This window comes from Pseudomonas sp. R1-43-08 (assembly GCF_003852255.1).
GTDB lineage: Bacteria > Pseudomonadota > Gammaproteobacteria > Pseudomonadales > Pseudomonadaceae > Aquipseudomonas.
On sequence record NZ_CP027734.1, the window covers coordinates 4,027,188 to 4,042,030 of the forward strand.

Genomic DNA, 14,843 nt, shown 5'->3' on the forward strand with positions numbered 1-14,843 from the left:
GGGGAACCATGAACACTACTTTAAGTACCGCCTATAACTACAAGGTGGTCCGCCAATTCGCCATTATGACGGTGGTGTGGGGCATCGTCGGCATGGGCCTCGGGGTTTTTCTCGCGGCCCAATTGGTTTGGCCTGCGCTCAACTTCGATTTGCCCTGGACCAGCTTCGGTCGCCTGCGCCCGCTGCACACCAACGCCGTGATCTTTGCCTTCGGTGGCTGCGCACTGTTCGCCAGCTCCTTCTATTCGGTGCAACGCACCTGCCAGACACAGCTGTTCGCACCGAAAATCGCCGCATTCTGCTTCTGGGGCTGGCAGCTCGTCATCCTGTTGGCCGCGATCAGCCTGCCGCTGGGCTACACCAGTTCCAAGGAATACGCCGAGCTGGAATGGCCGATCGACATCCTGATCACCATCGTCTGGGTGGCCTATGCCATCGTGTTCTTCGGCACGATCATGAAGCGCAACACCAAGCACATCTATGTGGGTAACTGGTTTTTCGGCGCATTCATCATCACCGTGGCGATCCTGCATATCGTCAACAACCTGGAAATCCCGGTCAGCCTGACCAAGTCCTACTCGCTGTACGGCGGTGCGACGGATGCGATGGTGCAGTGGTGGTACGGGCATAACGCTGTAGGCTTTTTCCTCACCGCCGGCTTTCTCGGGATGATGTACTACTTCGTGCCCAAGCAGGCCGAACGCCCGGTGTATTCGTATCGTTTGTCCATCGTGCACTTCTGGGCGCTGATCACCCTGTATATCTGGGCCGGGCCCCACCACCTGCACTACACCGCGTTGCCGGATTGGGCACAGTCGTTGGGCATGGTGATGTCGCTGGTGCTGCTGGCACCGAGCTGGGGCGGCATGATCAACGGCATGATGACGCTCTCGGGCGCCTGGCATAAGTTGCGCAGCGACCCGATCCTGCGCTTCCTCGTGGTGTCCCTGGCGTTCTACGGCATGTCCACTTTCGAGGGCCCGATGATGGCGATCAAGACCGTCAACGCCCTCTCCCACTACACCGACTGGACCATCGGCCACGTACACGCCGGCGCACTCGGTTGGGTGGCGATGATTTCAATCGGCGCGCTGTACCACATGATCCCCAAAGTCTTCGGGCGCGAGCAGATGTACAGCCTCGGCCTGATCAACGCGCACTTCTGGCTGGCCACCATCGGCACCGTGCTCTACATCGCTTCGATGTGGGTCAACGGCATCGCCCAGGGCCTCATGTGGCGTGCGATCAATGAGGACGGCACCCTGACCTACTCCTTCGTCGAAACCCTGGTGGCCAGCCACCCGGGCTACATCGTGCGGCTGGTGGGCGGTGCGGTGTTCCTCAGCGGCATGTTCCTGATGGCTTACAACACATGGCGCACCGTGCGCGCGGTGCAGCCCGCCGACGCCGTGCCTGTCGCGCAACTGGCCTGAGGAGGTTGTGATGAAACACGAAGTCATTGAAAAAAACGTCGGCCTGCTGATGCTGCTGATGGTGCTCGCCGTGAGCATCGGCGGCCTGACCCAGATCGTCCCGCTGTTCTTCCAGGACGTGACCAACAAGCCGGTCGAAGGCATGAAACCCTACACCGCGCTGCAGTTGGAGGGCCGCGACATCTACATCCGTGAAGGCTGCGTGCAGTGCCACTCGCAGATGATCCGCCCGTTCCGCGCCGAGACCGAACGCTACGGCCATTACTCGGTGGCCGGCGAAAGCGTGTGGGACCACCCGTTCCTGTGGGGCTCCAAGCGCACCGGGCCGGACCTGGCCCGCGTGGGCGCACGCTACTCGGACGACTGGCACCGCGCGCACCTGTACAACCCGCGCAACGTGGTGCCCGAGTCGAAAATGCCGGCCTACCCATGGCTGGTGACGGCCCCGGTCGACAGCAGCCACACCGAGACCAAACTGAACGTCATGCGCACCCTGGGCGTGCCGTACACCGACGACGACATTCGTGGTGCGGTCGCCAGCCTCAAGGGCAAGACCGAAATGGACGCGCTGGTTTCCTACCTGCAAGTGCTCGGCACTGCCATCAAGAGCAAGAGGTGAGCCATGGGATTTGAATTCGACGCGGGCACTATCCGCGGCCTCGGCACGCTGGTGGTCGCCATCGCTTTCATCGGCTTGTCGCTGTGGGTGTTCAACAACCGCCGCAACGCGGACTTCGAGCAGGCGCGCCTGCTGCCGTTCGCCGATGAACCTTCTCCCTCCGACGCTCAAGAAGCGCCCGCACCAAGGAGCACTCGGCCATGACTACCTTCTGGAGTGCATGGATCTGCGTACTGACCCTCGGCAGCCTGATCGGCCTGACCTGGCTGTTGATCGGCACCCGCAAGGGCGAAACCCACGGCAGCGTCGACCAGACCATGGGCCACGCCTTCGACGGCATCGAGGAATACGACAACCCGCTGCCCCAGTGGTGGTTCATGCTGTTCGTCGGCACGCTGGTGTTTGCCGTCGGCTACCTGATCCTCTACCCGGGCCTGGGTAACTGGAAAGGCGTGTTGCCGGGCTATGAAGACGGCTGGACGTCGACCAAGGAATGGGACAAGGAGATGGCCAAGGCCGACGCCAGGTTCGGGCCGATCTACGCCAAATTCGCAGCGATGCCGGTGGAAGAAGTGGCCAAGGACCCGCAAGCCTTGAAGATGGGCGGTCGCCTGTTCGCCTCCAACTGCGCGGTGTGCCACGGCTCGGATGCCAAGGGCGCGTACGGCTTCCCCAACCTGGCAGACAGCCACTGGCGCTGGGGCGGTTCGGCCGCAGCGATCAAGGCCACCATCCTGGGCGGTCGCCACGCGGCGATGCCGGCCTGGGGTGAAGTGCTGGGCGAGGATGGGGTGAAGAATGTTGCCGCGTATGTACGCCACGACCTGGCCAAGTTGCCCTTACCGGCCGACAGCACGGCCGACCTGGCGGCGGGCCAGGCCGCATTCAACACCACCTGCGTTGCCTGCCACGGGCCGCAGGGCCACGGTGTGGAAGCCATGGGCGCGCCAAACCTGACCGAGCCTGCAGGGTTTATCTACGGCACCAGCCTGGCGCAGCTGCAACAGACCATCCGTCATGGTCGCCAGGGCCAGATGCCTGCGCAGGAAGTGCTGCAAGGCAATGACAAGGTGCATCTGCTGGCGGCTTATGTTTATAGCCTTTCCCATAACGCTGACGGTGCAACGCCGGAAAGCCAACCTCAATAACCATTAGCTGTGGCGAGGGAGCTTGCTCCCGCTGGGCAGCGAAGCGGCCCCAAAAATCTGGGAGCGCTTCGCACTCCAGCGGGAGCAAGCTCCCTCGCCACGGTTCGCCACTGCTTGCGCGACTAAGTGTCGCGCCCTTCCCAAGTCCAACTTTCCCCACCTCAGATTCGGGTCTACGCTTGCTTTCAAGCGAAGCGATTTCGGCGTACGCGACAACCGCTGTCGAGGCTCCGAAATTTTCTTGTCCACTCGATCAGCTTTCGATTTCTATTTTATCCTTACATCAAACATGGAAAGGGCGCAGAATCTGGCGTGGAACGCATTGATACAGGTCAGTCATTGCGTTGCAATGGCCCCTCGCTTTCTACATACTTGCGGCCGATTTTACCTATAAAAAAACCTAAACCGTGGAACCTTAGAATGAGCACAGCAATCAGTCCGACTGCTTATAACTATAAGGTCGTTCGCCAGTTCGCCATCATGACGGTGGTCTGGGGGATCCTTGGCATGGGGCTCGGGGTGTTCATCGCCTCGCAACTGGTTTGGCCGCAATTGAATTTCGACCTGCCCTGGACGACCTTCGGCCGCCTGCGCCCGCTGCACACCAACCTGGTGATCTTTGCCTTCGGTGGATGCGCGCTGTTTGCCACCTCCTACTACGTCGTGCAACGCACCTGCCAGACGCGACTGATTTCCGATGGCCTTGCCGCCTTTACCTTCTGGGGCTGGCAGGCGGTCATCGTCGGCGCCATCATCAGCCTGCCCTTGGGCTACACCACCACCAAGGAATACGCCGAGCTGGAGTGGCCGATCGCCATTTTGCTCGCCATTGTGTGGGTGACCTACGCCGTGGTGTTCTTCGGCACCATCGTCAAGCGCAAGACCAAACACATCTATGTCGGCAACTGGTTCTACGGGGCCTTCATCCTAGTCACGGCGATGCTGCACATCGTCAACCACGCGTCCCTGCCGGTCAGCCTGTTCAAGTCCTACTCGGCCTATGCCGGCGCGACGGATGCGATGATCCAGTGGTGGTACGGGCATAACGCCGTGGGCTTTTTCCTCACCACCGGTTTCCTCGGGATGATGTATTACTTCGTGCCCAAGCAGGCCGAACGTCCCATCTACTCCTACCGCCTGTCCATCGTGCACTTCTGGGCGCTGATCACCCTGTACATCTGGGCCGGCCCGCACCACCTGCACTACACCGCGCTGCCGGACTGGGCGCAGTCGTTGGGCATGGCGATGTCGATCATCCTGCTGGCGCCGAGCTGGGGCGGCATGATCAACGGCATGATGACGCTCTCGGGCGCCTGGCATAAGCTGCGCACCGACCCGATCCTGCGCTTTCTGGTGGTTTCGCTGGCGTTCTACGGTATGTCGACCTTCGAAGGCCCGATGATGGCGATCAAGACCGTCAACTCGCTCTCCCACTACACCGACTGGACCATCGGCCACGTCCACGCCGGTGCCCTGGGCTGGGTGGCGATGATCTCCATCGGCGCGCTGTACCACATGATCCCCAAGCTGTTCGGGCGTGCGCAGATGCACAGCGTCGGGCTGATCAACACGCACTTCTGGCTGGCCACTATCGGCACCGTGCTCTACATCGCCTCGATGTGGGTCAACGGCATTACCCAGGGCCTGATGTGGCGTGCGATCAACGACGACGGCACCCTCACCTACTCGTTCGTCGAAGCGCTGCAAGCCAGCCACCCGGGCTATATCGTGCGCGCCCTGGGCGGTGCGTTCTTCGCCACCGGCATGCTGTTCATGGCCTACAACGTCTGGCGCACCGTGCGTGCCTCCGACCCTGAGCAAGCTGAAGCCGCCGCCAAGATCGCCGTCGTGGGAGCCCACTGATGAAGCATGAAGTAGTCGAGAAGAATATCGGCCTGCTGGCCTTCTTCATGGTCGTCGCCGTGAGCATCGGCGGCCTGACCCAGATTGTCCCGCTGTTCTTCCAGGACGTGACCAACAAGCCGGTCGAAGGCATGAAACCGCGCACCGCCCTCGAACTGGAAGGCCGCGACGTTTATATCGCCAACGGTTGCGTGGGCTGCCACTCGCAGATGATCCGCCCGTTCCGCGCCGAAACCGAACGCTATGGCCACTACTCGGTCGCCGGTGAAAGCGTGTGGGACCACCCGTTCCTGTGGGGCTCCAAGCGCACCGGCCCGGACCTGGCGCGCGTGGGCGGGCGTTACTCCGATGACTGGCACCGTGCGCACTTGTACAACCCGCGCAACGTGGTGCCGGAGTCGAAAATGCCGGCATACCCGTTCCTGGTGGAAAACAAGCTCGACGGCAAGGACACCGCGAAAAAAATGGAAGTCCTGCGCACCCTGGGCGTGCCCTACACCGACGAAGACATCGCCGGTGCGGCAGCCGCCGTCAAAGGCAAGACCGAAATGGACGCGTTGGTGGCCTACCTGCAGGGCCTTGGCACCCTCATCAAAAGCAAACGGTGACCGGCATGGATATCGGAATGATTCGTGGCCTGGGCACCGTCGTGGTGATGGTGGCCTTTATCGGCCTGGCGCTGTGGGTGTTCAGCCCACGGCGCAAATCGGAATTCGACGACGCGACCATGCTGCCTTTTGCGGATGACCCGGAAGCCATCAAGCACGTCGAGCAAGCGTCTAGGAGTAACAAAGAATGACTACGTTCTGGAGCCTGTACGTCACAGTCCTCAGTCTGGGTACCATCTTCGCCCTGACCTGGCTGCTGCTGTCGACCCGCAAGGGTCAGCGCGCCGAACAGACGGACGAGACCGTCGGCCACTCGTTCGACGGCATCGAGGAATACGACAACCCGCTGCCCAAATGGTGGTTCATGCTGTTCGTCGGCACGATCATCTTCGCCCTCGGCTACCTGGCGCTGTACCCTGGCCTGGGCAACTGGAAAGGCCTGCTGCCGGGTTACAACTACCTCGACAACGACAAGCAAACCGCGTTCGCCAACGGCCAGACCGGCTGGACCGGCGTGCACGAATGGGAAAAGGAAATGGCCAGGTCGGAGGCCAAATTCGGGCCGATCTTCGCCAAATTCGCCTCGATGCCGATTGAAGAAGTCGCCAAAGACCCGCAGGCCCTGAAGATGGGCGGGCGTCTGTTCGCCTCCAACTGCTCGGTGTGCCACGGTTCCGACGCCAAGGGCGCCTACGGTTTTCCCAACCTGACCGACGCCGACTGGCGCTGGGGCGGCGACGCGGCGACCATCAAGCAAACCATCATGCAGGGCCGCCATGCGGTGATGCCAGGCTGGGCCGAAGTGATCGGCGAGCAAGGCGTGGCCGACGTAGCGGCGTTCGTGGTGACCAACCTCGATGGCCGCAAGCTGCCGGAAGGCGCCAAGGCCGACGTCGCCAACGGCGCGAAACTCTTCGCCGCCAACTGCGTGGCCTGCCACGGCCCGACCGGTAAAGGCACCCCAGCCATGGGCGCACCGGACCTGACTCATCCGGGTGCGTTCATCTACGGTTCGAGCTTCGCCCAACTGCAGCAGACCATTCGCTATGGCCGCCAGGGCCAGATGCCAGCGCAGGAACAACTGCAGGGCAATGACAAGGTGCACTTGTTGGCGGCGTATGTTTACAGCTTGTCCCATGGGGATAAGAAGCCTGAGGAGCCATAACGAAAAGGTAGTGAAAAAGGCCCTATCAGCGAAAACTGACAGGGCCATTTTTGTTCATTGCACCTTGAGAGACAGTCATTTAGTTTGGACTTCGGCACTTTCATCGAGACTCAACATGAACAATCCCCCAGAAAGTCCCCAGCAAAAAGATCCGAAAGAAGCGCTCAAGCCCAATCATTCAGACATTGTTGAAATGCTTCAAATGCCAGAAGAGCGCAGCCCTGATCGCGCAACTATCGTCCATAGGCCGCTCCAGAACTGAACTCTTCCAGGCAGTGATTTCAGATAAAGAGTTACTGAACAGCATCAGGGCCCTCCACCCCACCGTAGCCGCAAAACCAACCATACTTCACAAGTCAATTGATCCAGATCACGTACACCATCAATTGATTTCCCCCAACGCGACCAAAGGTCGCACCCTTCACGCACCACCGGGGGCGTATCATGAGGCCACTGCAACATCCTTAATTTGACCCCGGTTGGCACGTACTGGCCGAGGCAAATCTCCACCGCCGTGGGATGCAATGATGAGCAACCAGATACCGGTACACGACGTTACCCCGCCTGCCAAAACCGTCGATCTCTATGCGTCACGAGAGAAAATCTACACTCGCGCCTTCACCGGGCTGTTCCGCAATCTGCGCATGCTCGGCGGTGCCGGCCTGTTCCTGCTGTACTTCGGCACGGTGTGGCTGAACTGGGGCGGCCACCAGGCGGTGTGGTGGAACCTGCCGGAGCGTAAGTTCTTTATTTTTGGCGCAACCTTCTGGCCTCAGGATTTCATCCTGCTGTCGGGCATCCTCATCGTCGCGGCGTTTGGCCTGTTCTTCATCACGGTTTACGCCGGCCGCGTCTGGTGCGGCTATACCTGCCCGCAAAGCGTGTGGACGTGGATCTTCATGTGGTGCGAAAAGGTTACCGAAGGCGATCGCAACCAGCGCATCAAGCTGGACAAGGCGCCCATGGGCGTCAGCAAATTTCTGCGCAAATTCAGCAAGCACACGCTGTGGCTGCTGATCGGTTTTGTCACCGGCCTGACCTTTGTCGGCTACTTCTCGCCAATCCGCGAACTGGTATTGGACTTTTTCACCGGCCAGGCCGACGGCTGGTCGTATTTCTGGGTGGGTTTCTTTACCCTCGCCACCTACGGCAACGCCGGCTGGCTGCGCGAACAGGTGTGCATCTACATGTGCCCCTATGCGCGGTTCCAGAGCGTGATGTTCGACAAGGACACGCTGATCGTTTCCTACGACCCACGCCGTGGCGAAGTGCGTGGCCCGCGCAAGAAGGGGGTCGACTACAAGGCCCAGGGCCTGGGCGATTGCATCGACTGCACGATGTGCGTGCAGGTGTGCCCCACCGGCATCGACATCCGCGACGGCCTGCAGATCGAGTGCATCGGCTGCGCTGCCTGCATCGACGCCTGCGACAACATCATGGACAAGATGGAGTACCCACGCGGCCTGATCAGCTACACCACCGAGCACAATCTGTCCGGACAGAAAACCCACAAGTTGCGCCCGCGCCTGATCGGTTACGCCTTGGTGTTGCTGGCGATGATCAGCCTGCTGGTGGCCGCGTTCTTCATGCGTTCGCTGGTGGGCTTCGACGTGAGCAAGGACCGCGTGCTGTACCGCGAAAACGCCGAAGGGCGCATCGAAAACGTCTACAGCCTGAAAATCATGAACAAGGATCAGCGCGACCACACCTACGTGCTCGACGCTGCCGGCCTGCCCGACCTCAAGCTGCAAGGCCGACGCGAAATCAAGGTGGCCGCCGGCGACATCGTCAGCATGCCGGTAGAATTGTCGAGTGCGCCCGAGCAGTTGCCGTCAAGCACCAACGAGGTAACGTTCATCCTTGAGGACGCCGACGACAACAGCGTCCGCATTGAAGCCAAGAGCCGATTCATCGGCCCACAAGTCCGTTAGACAGGGAACACGAGAATGCCCGTAACCACTGCCGCAAGCCCCTGGTACAAGCACCTCTGGCCCTGGATCATCATCGCGATCCTCGCCTGCTCAGTGACCCTGACCTTGTCCATGGTGACCATCGCGGTGAACCACCCGGACAACTTGGTCAACGACAACTATTACGAGGCCGGCAAAGGCATCAACCGCTCCCTGGACCGCGAACGCCTGGCCCAGACCCTGCAACTGCGCGGCAAGCTGCACCTGGACGCGCTGACCGGAGAAGTCGAGCTGCACCTCACCGGCTACAGCAACCCGAACACCCTGGAGCTGAACCTGATCTCCCCGACCCAGCCGGCGAAGGATCGCAAGATCAACCTGACCCGCAGCGCCAGCGAACCGGGCCGCTACATCGGCCAGGTCACCGACAAGGTCGAAGGGCGCCGCTTCGTGGAAGTGCTCGGCGTGGAAGGCGACAAGACCTGGCGCCTGTTCGAAGAAGAAGAGGTCAGCCACGACACAGACTTGTTGCTCGGCGATGAGCCGTTGCAGGGTGCCGAAGACCTGAAAAAGTAACTGATCATTCCCACGCTCCGCGTGGGAATGCAGCCCGTGGCGCTCAGCGCCATAAAAGCGGACGCAGAGCGTCCAGCGAGGCGTTACCACGCAGAGCGTGGGAACGATCTGAGATCCCGAACCATGATCACCCCCTGCTACCACTGCGCCCTGCCCGTCCCCTCCGGCAGCCGGTTCACCACACAAATCCTCGGCGAGCGCCGCGAACTGTGCTGCCCGGGTTGCCAGGCGGTGGCGGAGGCGATTGTGGCAGGCGGGCTGGAAAGCTATTACCGGCACCGCAGCGAAGCCTCGGCCAACCCCGAAGCGCTGCCGGTGCAGCTTATCGATGAATTGGCGCTGTACGATCGCGCCGATGTGCAAAAGCCTTTCGTACGCCACACCGGCGAATTCGCCGAAGCCACCCTGCTGATGGAAGGCATCAGCTGCGCGGCCTGTGGCTGGTTGATCGAGAAACACCTGCGCAGCCTGCCCGCTGTGGCCGAGGCGCGGCTGAACCTGTCCAACCACCGGCTGCACGTGCGCTGGGCCGACGGGCAGCTACCGTTGAGCCAGGTGCTCAGTGAACTGCGCCATATCGGCTATGCCGCCCATCCCTATCAAGCGGACCGTGCCGCCGAACAACTGGCCGGCGAGAATCGCCTGGCCCTGCGCCAACTGGGCGTTGCCGGGTTACTGTGGTTCCAGGCCATGATGGCGACCATGGCCACCTGGCCTGAATTCAATATCGACCTCAGCCCCGAGTTGCATGTCATCCTGCGCTGGGTCGCGATGTTTCTGACCACCCCCATCGTGTTCTACAGCTGTGCGCCGTTTTTCAAAGGGGCGCTGCGCGACCTGCGCACGCGCCACCTGACCATGGACGTGTCGGTGTCCCTGGCCATCGGCGGGGCTTATCTGGCGGGCATCTGGACCGCGATCACCGGCGTGGGCGAGTTGTACTTCGATGCGGTCGGCATGTTCGCGCTGTTCCTGCTGGCCGGCCGCTACCTGGAGCGACGTGCCCGCGAACGCACCGCTGCCGCCACCGCGCAGTTGGTCAACCTGCTGCCCGCCTCGTGCCTGCGCCTGACCGCAGATGGGCAGAGCGAGCGCATCCTGCTCGGCGAACTGACCTTGGATGATCGGGTGCTGGTCCACCCTGGCGCGGTGCTGCCAGCGGATGGCGTGATTCTCGAAGGCCAATCCAGCGTCGACGAATCCCTGCTTACCGGCGAATACCTGCCGCAGCCCCGGCAGGTCGGCGATGCCGTCACCGCCGGCACGCTCAACGTCGAAGGCGCGCTGACCGTCCAAGTGCGCGCCTTGGGCCACGACACACGCCTGTCGGCCATCGTGCGCCTGCTGGAGCGTGCCCAGGCCGAAAAACCGCGCCTGGCGCAAATCGCCGACCGCGCCGCACAGTGGTTTCTGCTGGGCTCCCTGCTGGCGGCTGCGGTAATCGGCCTGGTGTGGTGGGAGCTCGATGCCTCCAGGGCGTTCTGGATTGTATTGGCCATGTTGGTAGCGACCTGCCCGTGCGCGTTGTCCCTGGCCACCCCCACCGCCCTCACCGCCGCCACCGGCACGCTGCACACCCTTGGCTTGCTGCTGACCCGTGGCCATGTGCTGGAAGGCCTTAACCAGATCGACACGGTGATTTTCGACAAGACCGGCACGCTCACCGAAGGGCGCCTGGCGTTGAGGGCCATCCGGCCTCTGGGCGAGCTGGACAGCGAACAGTGCCTGGGCCTCGCCGCCGCGCTGGAAAATCGTTCCGAACACCCGATTGCCCGCGCCTTCGGCCGTGCCCCCCTGGCTGCCGATGACGTCTTGAGCAGCCCCGGCCTGGGCCTGGAAGGTCGCGTGGGCGAACGCCTGATGCGCATCGGCCAAGCCGCTTTTGTCTGTGAACTCAGTGGCGCCCCCATCCCCACCTCACCAGACGAAGCCGGACAATGGCTGCTGTTGGGGGATCAACGCGGCGCGCTCGCCTGGTTTGTGCTCGACGACCGCCTGCGCAGCGATGCACCAGCCCTGCTTGCCGCATGCAAGGCGCGCGGCTGGCGCACGTTGCTGCTGTCGGGGGACAGCTCGCCGATGGTCGCCAGTGTCGCGTCTGAGCTGGGCATCGATGAAGCCCACGGTGGCCTGCGCCCCGACGACAAGCTGCAAGTGCTGCAGCGCCTGCACCGGGAAGGCCGCAAGGTGCTGATGCTCGGCGACGGTGTCAACGATGTGCCGGTATTGGCCGCTGCGGATATCAGCGTGGCGATGGGCTCGGCCACCGACCTGGCAAAAACCAGCGCCGACGCGGTGCTGTTGTCCAACCGCCTGGAGGCGTTGGTGCAGGCTTTTACCTTGGCGCGACGCACACGCCGGGTGATCATCGAAAACCTGCTGTGGGCAGGGCTGTACAATGGCCTGATGCTGCCGTTCGCGGCCCTGGGGTGGATCACCCCCATCTGGGCGGCCATCGGCATGTCCCTCAGCTCGTTGACGGTGGTGCTCAATGCCCTGCGCCTGACGCGCCTGCCCAGCGCGCAGGCCGCCAGTGCCCCCTTGATAAACCGCCCGCTGCCGGCTTGAACCGCGCGGGCATGGAGTGCAGATGCCAGCTCTATACGTGATGATTCCGGCGGCGCTGCTGTTAGTGGGCGTGGCCATCTACATTTTCTTCTGGGCCGTGGACAGCGGCCAGTACGAAGACCTCGACGGCCCGGCCCACAGCGTGCTGTTCGACGACCAGGACCCGAATCACCTGGCCGCTGTCGACGAAGCCAACCGTACCGAGCAGCCGCCCAAAGAGCCGCCCCATGCTTGAGCTGGCGCCTTTGCTGGTCTCTGCGCTGATCCTCGGCCTGCTCGGCGGCGGCCATTGCCTGGGCATGTGCGGCGGTTTGATGGGGGCGCTGACCCTGGCCATTCCCCCCGAGCAGCGCAGCCGTCGGTTTCGCCTGCTGCTGGCGTACAACCTGGGGCGCATCCTCAGTTATGCCTCGGCGGGGTTGCTGATCGGCTTCGCCGGCTGGGCCGTGGCCAACAGCCCGGGGGCGATGTTCCTGCGCGTGCTCGCAGGGTTGCTGCTGATCAGCATGGGCCTGTACCTGGCAGGTTGGTGGAGCGGCCTGACCCGAGTCGAACGCCTCGGTCGCGGCCTGTGGCGGCATATCCAGCCGGTTGCCAACCGCTTGCTGCCGGTCTCAAGCCTGCCTCGCGCGCTACTGCTGGGCGCGCTGTGGGGCTGGTTGCCGTGCGGGTTGGTCTACAGCACCCTGCTATGGGCCGCCAGCCAGGGCAATGCACTGGACAGCGCGTTGCTGATGCTGGCGTTCGGCCTAGGCACCTGGCCGGTGTTGCTGGCGACCGGGCTGGCCGCCGAACGTGTCACCGCGCTATTGCGCAAGCGCAGCGTGCGCATGGCCGGTGGTGTGCTGGTGGTGTTGTTCGGCCTCTGGACCTTGCCTGGGCCGCACCAGCACTGGCTGATGGGGCACTGACACGCCTGTGGCATAGCGCCGCTCCCCGTTGATGCAAATCAACATGCCCTCCCCACCCTGCCCCTAGACTCGGCCGACTAGCCAATCCGGGGGACCGCGCGCATGCTCGACGCCATTCGTTGGGACACAGATCTGATTCACCGCTACGACCTGGCGGGGCCGCGCTACACGTCCTACCCCACCGCCGTACAATTCGACAGCCAGGTCGGCTCCTTCGACCTGCTCCATGCGCTGCGCGACAGTCGCAAGGCCGTACGGCCGTTGTCGCTGTATGTGCACGTGCCGTTCTGCGCCAACATTTGCTACTACTGCGCCTGCAACAAGGTGATCACCAAGGACCGTGGTCGCGCCCAGGCCTACCTGCAACGCCTGATGCAAGAGATCCAGCAGGTGGCCTGCCACCTCGACCCGAAACAGCCGGTGGAGCAACTGCATCTGGGGGGCGGCACACCGACCTTTCTCAGCCATGACGAGCTGCGCCAGGTGATGACCCACCTGCGCCAGCACTTCAATCTGCTGGAGGACGATTCGGGCGACTACGGCATCGAGATCGACCCTCGCGAAGCCGATTGGGCAACCATGGGCCTGCTCCGTGAACTGGGCTTCAACCGCGTCAGCGTCGGCCTGCAAGACCTCGACCCCGAGGTGCAACGGGCGGTCAATCGCCTGCAGAGCCTGGAAGAAACCCGCGCGGTGATCGACGCGGCGCGTACCCTGCAATTTCGCTCGATCAATATCGACCTGATCTACGGCCTGCCCAAGCAGTCGCCACTCAATTTTGCGCGCACCGTGGAGGAAGTCATCGGCCTGCAACCGGACCGCCTGTCGGTGTTCAACTACGCGCATTTGCCGGAGCGCTTCATGCCGCAGCGGCGGATCCATACCGAAGACCTGCCCTCGCCGGCAGAAAAATTACTGATGCTGCAAACCACCATCGAGCAGTTGACCCAGGCGGGTTATCGCTACATCGGCATGGATCATTTTGCGCTGCCGGATGACGAACTGGCCATCGCCCAGGAAGAAGGCACGCTGCAACGCAATTTCCAGGGCTACACCACGCACGGGCATTGCGATTTGATTGGGCTGGGGGTTTCAGCGATCAGCCAGATCGGCGACCTGTATTGCCAGAACAGCAGCGACCTCAACCAGTACCAGAACGCCTTGGCCGGTGCGCAACTGGCCACCAGTCGCGGCCTGATCTGTACCACCGACGACCGTCTGCGGCGGGACGTGATCCAGCAGTTGATCTGCCATTTCAGCCTGGAATTCGCGGGCATCGAGCAGAGGTTCAATATCGATTTTCGCGGCTATTTCGACGAGCTGTGGCCGCAGTTACAGATAATGGCCGCGGACGGCCTGATCGAGCTGGATGCCCGGGGCATCCGCGTGCTGCCGGCCGGGCGCCTGCTGGTGCGCTCGGTGTGCATGGTGTTCGATGCATACCTCGAGCACCAGAACCGGCAGCGGTTCTCGCGGGTGATCTGATTACATCGACAGCGAGGCGGCTTTCATCGAGTCCTCGGCGCTCATGCCCTTCATCGACTTGGCCAGCGATGTCTGAGCGGACATCAGGCCCGCCTGCAGCGAACTGATCTCGCTCTGCAGCGCGCTGGTACGGGCGCGAGCCTCTTCAGGGGAAAGATTATTGGCAGCGGCTACCGCCGCCAGCTCGGCTTGTTTTTCGGCAATCTGCTGCTTCAACTGGCGGATCATTTTCAGTACCTGCTTGACGTTGTCGTCCAGGCCGCTGTCATCGATGTCCGAATTGCTGCTCTTGGCCGCGCCTGCAGCCTGGAAGGCAGCAGTGGAAATAGTCACGGTCACACCTTCAACCACTTTGGTTGGCGTGGTTTTTTCTTCAATCGCCGGTACCTTTTCGTCGGCCTCGCTCGCCGCCTTTGCATCAGGCACAAACGGGACGCGGACAGCAGGGTTGTAGGCACTGATAACAGACATGATCCGGGTTCCGTCTAATGGATGTGCCCCTGTATCGACCTCACGCGCAGAATCTTTAGACCGCCGACGGTTTCTCGTTGGCGCTG

16 protein-coding genes are annotated in these 14,843 nt (G+C 62.3%); 15 read left to right on the top strand and 1 reads right to left on the bottom strand.

Going from position 1 to position 14,843, the window contains the following annotated elements; genetic code table 11:
- The first annotated feature begins 8 nt into the window (after nucleotides 1–8).
- The 15 genes from ccoN (C4J87_RS18400) to hemN all read left to right on the top strand — a co-directional run bounded on the left by ccoN (C4J87_RS18400) (nucleotide 9) and on the right by hemN (nucleotide 14,286).
- Nucleotides 9–1,433 carry a cytochrome-c oxidase, cbb3-type subunit I gene (ccoN, locus tag C4J87_RS18400; protein ID WP_124363880.1) on the top strand — a complete coding sequence of 475 codons (1,425 nt, stop codon included), beginning with the start codon at nucleotides 9–11 and terminating at the stop codon, nucleotides 1,431–1,433.
- A gap of 10 nt (nucleotides 1,434–1,443) precedes the next feature.
- The gene (ccoO, locus tag C4J87_RS18405) at nucleotides 1,444–2,052 is read left to right on the top strand and encodes a cytochrome-c oxidase, cbb3-type subunit II (protein ID WP_124367922.1); all 609 of its coding nucleotides are present in this window, start codon (nucleotides 1,444–1,446) and stop codon (nucleotides 2,050–2,052) included.
- A 3-nt stretch (nucleotides 2,053–2,055) separates the two neighbouring features.
- Nucleotides 2,056–2,256, top strand: a complete 201-nt coding sequence (locus C4J87_RS18410) for a cbb3-type cytochrome c oxidase subunit 3 (protein ID WP_124363882.1) — start codon at nucleotides 2,056–2,058, stop codon at nucleotides 2,254–2,256.
- Nucleotides 2,253–3,200: a cytochrome-c oxidase, cbb3-type subunit III gene (ccoP, locus tag C4J87_RS18415; RefSeq protein ID WP_124367923.1), complete on the top strand. Its 948-nt coding sequence runs from the start codon at nucleotides 2,253–2,255 to the stop codon at nucleotides 3,198–3,200. The genes C4J87_RS18410 and ccoP (C4J87_RS18415) overlap by 4 nt, the downstream gene beginning before the upstream one ends.
- Nucleotides 3,201–3,620: 420 nt before the next feature.
- Nucleotides 3,621–5,063, top strand: coding sequence for a cytochrome-c oxidase, cbb3-type subunit I (gene ccoN, locus C4J87_RS18420; protein WP_124363884.1), 1,443 nt, complete (start codon nucleotides 3,621–3,623; stop codon nucleotides 5,061–5,063).
- Nucleotides 5,063–5,671, top strand: a complete 609-nt coding sequence (ccoO, locus tag C4J87_RS18425) for a cytochrome-c oxidase, cbb3-type subunit II (protein ID WP_124367924.1) — start codon at nucleotides 5,063–5,065, stop codon at nucleotides 5,669–5,671. The genes ccoN (C4J87_RS18420) and ccoO (C4J87_RS18425) overlap by 1 nt, the downstream gene beginning before the upstream one ends.
- 5 nt (nucleotides 5,672–5,676) lie before the next feature.
- A complete protein-coding gene (locus C4J87_RS18430) occupies nucleotides 5,677–5,862 on the top strand; it encodes a CcoQ/FixQ family Cbb3-type cytochrome c oxidase assembly chaperone (RefSeq protein ID WP_003193169.1) in 186 nt (61 codons plus the stop codon).
- Entirely contained in the window at nucleotides 5,859–6,836 is a 978-nt protein-coding gene (gene ccoP, locus C4J87_RS18435; RefSeq protein WP_124367925.1) for a cytochrome-c oxidase, cbb3-type subunit III, read from the top strand. Before C4J87_RS18430 ends, ccoP (C4J87_RS18435) begins: the two co-directional genes overlap by 4 nt.
- Before the next feature lie 115 nt (nucleotides 6,837–6,951).
- Nucleotides 6,952–7,098, top strand: a complete 147-nt coding sequence (locus C4J87_RS26170; RefSeq protein ID WP_164487670.1) for a hypothetical protein — start codon at nucleotides 6,952–6,954, stop codon at nucleotides 7,096–7,098.
- 265 nt (nucleotides 7,099–7,363) lie between these two features.
- Nucleotides 7,364–8,767 (top strand): cytochrome c oxidase accessory protein CcoG, encoded by a 1,404-nt coding sequence (gene ccoG / locus C4J87_RS18440; protein ID WP_124363889.1) that lies wholly within the window; start codon nucleotides 7,364–7,366, stop codon nucleotides 8,765–8,767.
- Nucleotides 8,768–8,782: 15 nt separating this feature from the next.
- Nucleotides 8,783–9,322, top strand: a complete 540-nt coding sequence (locus C4J87_RS18445; protein WP_124367926.1) for a FixH family protein — start codon at nucleotides 8,783–8,785, stop codon at nucleotides 9,320–9,322.
- 123 nt (nucleotides 9,323–9,445) lie between these two features.
- Complete coding sequence (locus tag C4J87_RS18450) at nucleotides 9,446–11,890, top strand: heavy metal translocating P-type ATPase (RefSeq protein WP_124367927.1); 2,445 nt, start codon at nucleotides 9,446–9,448, stop codon at nucleotides 11,888–11,890.
- Nucleotides 11,891–11,912: 22 nt separating this feature from the next.
- The gene (gene ccoS / locus C4J87_RS18455) at nucleotides 11,913–12,125 is read left to right on the top strand and encodes a cbb3-type cytochrome oxidase assembly protein CcoS (RefSeq protein WP_124367928.1); all 213 of its coding nucleotides are present in this window, start codon (nucleotides 11,913–11,915) and stop codon (nucleotides 12,123–12,125) included.
- Entirely contained in the window at nucleotides 12,118–12,801 is a 684-nt protein-coding gene (locus tag C4J87_RS18460) for a sulfite exporter TauE/SafE family protein (protein ID WP_124367929.1), read from the top strand. The genes ccoS and C4J87_RS18460 overlap by 8 nt, the downstream gene beginning before the upstream one ends.
- Nucleotides 12,802–12,903: 102 nt before the next feature.
- A complete protein-coding gene (gene hemN, locus C4J87_RS18465) occupies nucleotides 12,904–14,286 on the top strand; it encodes an oxygen-independent coproporphyrinogen III oxidase (RefSeq protein ID WP_124367930.1) in 1,383 nt (460 codons plus the stop codon).
- Here hemN and C4J87_RS18470 read toward each other — a convergent pair whose 3' ends face one another.
- The gene (locus tag C4J87_RS18470; RefSeq protein ID WP_124367931.1) at nucleotides 14,287–14,757 is read right to left on the bottom strand and encodes a hypothetical protein; all 471 of its coding nucleotides are present in this window, start codon (nucleotides 14,755–14,757) and stop codon (nucleotides 14,287–14,289) included.
- Between the last annotated feature and the right edge of the window lie 86 nt (nucleotides 14,758–14,843).

Coding starts and splice junctions, on each gene's coding strand:
- ccoN (WP_124363880.1), top strand. CDS start 9: ATGAACACTACTTTAAGTACCGCCTATAACTACAAGGTGGTCCGCCAA.
- ccoO (WP_124367922.1), top strand. CDS start 1,444: ATGAAACACGAAGTCATTGAAAAAAACGTCGGCCTGCTGATGCTGCTG.
- C4J87_RS18410 (WP_124363882.1), top strand. CDS start 2,056: ATGGGATTTGAATTCGACGCGGGCACTATCCGCGGCCTCGGCACGCTG.
- ccoP (WP_124367923.1), top strand. CDS start 2,253: ATGACTACCTTCTGGAGTGCATGGATCTGCGTACTGACCCTCGGCAGC.
- ccoN (WP_124363884.1), top strand. CDS start 3,621: ATGAGCACAGCAATCAGTCCGACTGCTTATAACTATAAGGTCGTTCGC.
- ccoO (WP_124367924.1), top strand. CDS start 5,063: ATGAAGCATGAAGTAGTCGAGAAGAATATCGGCCTGCTGGCCTTCTTC.
- C4J87_RS18430 (WP_003193169.1), top strand. CDS start 5,677: ATGGATATCGGAATGATTCGTGGCCTGGGCACCGTCGTGGTGATGGTG.
- ccoP (WP_124367925.1), top strand. CDS start 5,859: ATGACTACGTTCTGGAGCCTGTACGTCACAGTCCTCAGTCTGGGTACC.
- C4J87_RS26170 (WP_164487670.1), top strand. CDS start 6,952: ATGAACAATCCCCCAGAAAGTCCCCAGCAAAAAGATCCGAAAGAAGCG.
- ccoG (WP_124363889.1), top strand. CDS start 7,364: ATGAGCAACCAGATACCGGTACACGACGTTACCCCGCCTGCCAAAACC.
- C4J87_RS18445 (WP_124367926.1), top strand. CDS start 8,783: ATGCCCGTAACCACTGCCGCAAGCCCCTGGTACAAGCACCTCTGGCCC.
- C4J87_RS18450 (WP_124367927.1), top strand. CDS start 9,446: ATGATCACCCCCTGCTACCACTGCGCCCTGCCCGTCCCCTCCGGCAGC.
- ccoS (WP_124367928.1), top strand. CDS start 11,913: ATGCCAGCTCTATACGTGATGATTCCGGCGGCGCTGCTGTTAGTGGGC.
- C4J87_RS18460 (WP_124367929.1), top strand. CDS start 12,118: ATGCTTGAGCTGGCGCCTTTGCTGGTCTCTGCGCTGATCCTCGGCCTG.
- hemN (WP_124367930.1), top strand. CDS start 12,904: ATGCTCGACGCCATTCGTTGGGACACAGATCTGATTCACCGCTACGAC.
- C4J87_RS18470 (WP_124367931.1), bottom strand. CDS start 14,757: ATGTCTGTTATCAGTGCCTACAACCCTGCTGTCCGCGTCCCGTTTGTG.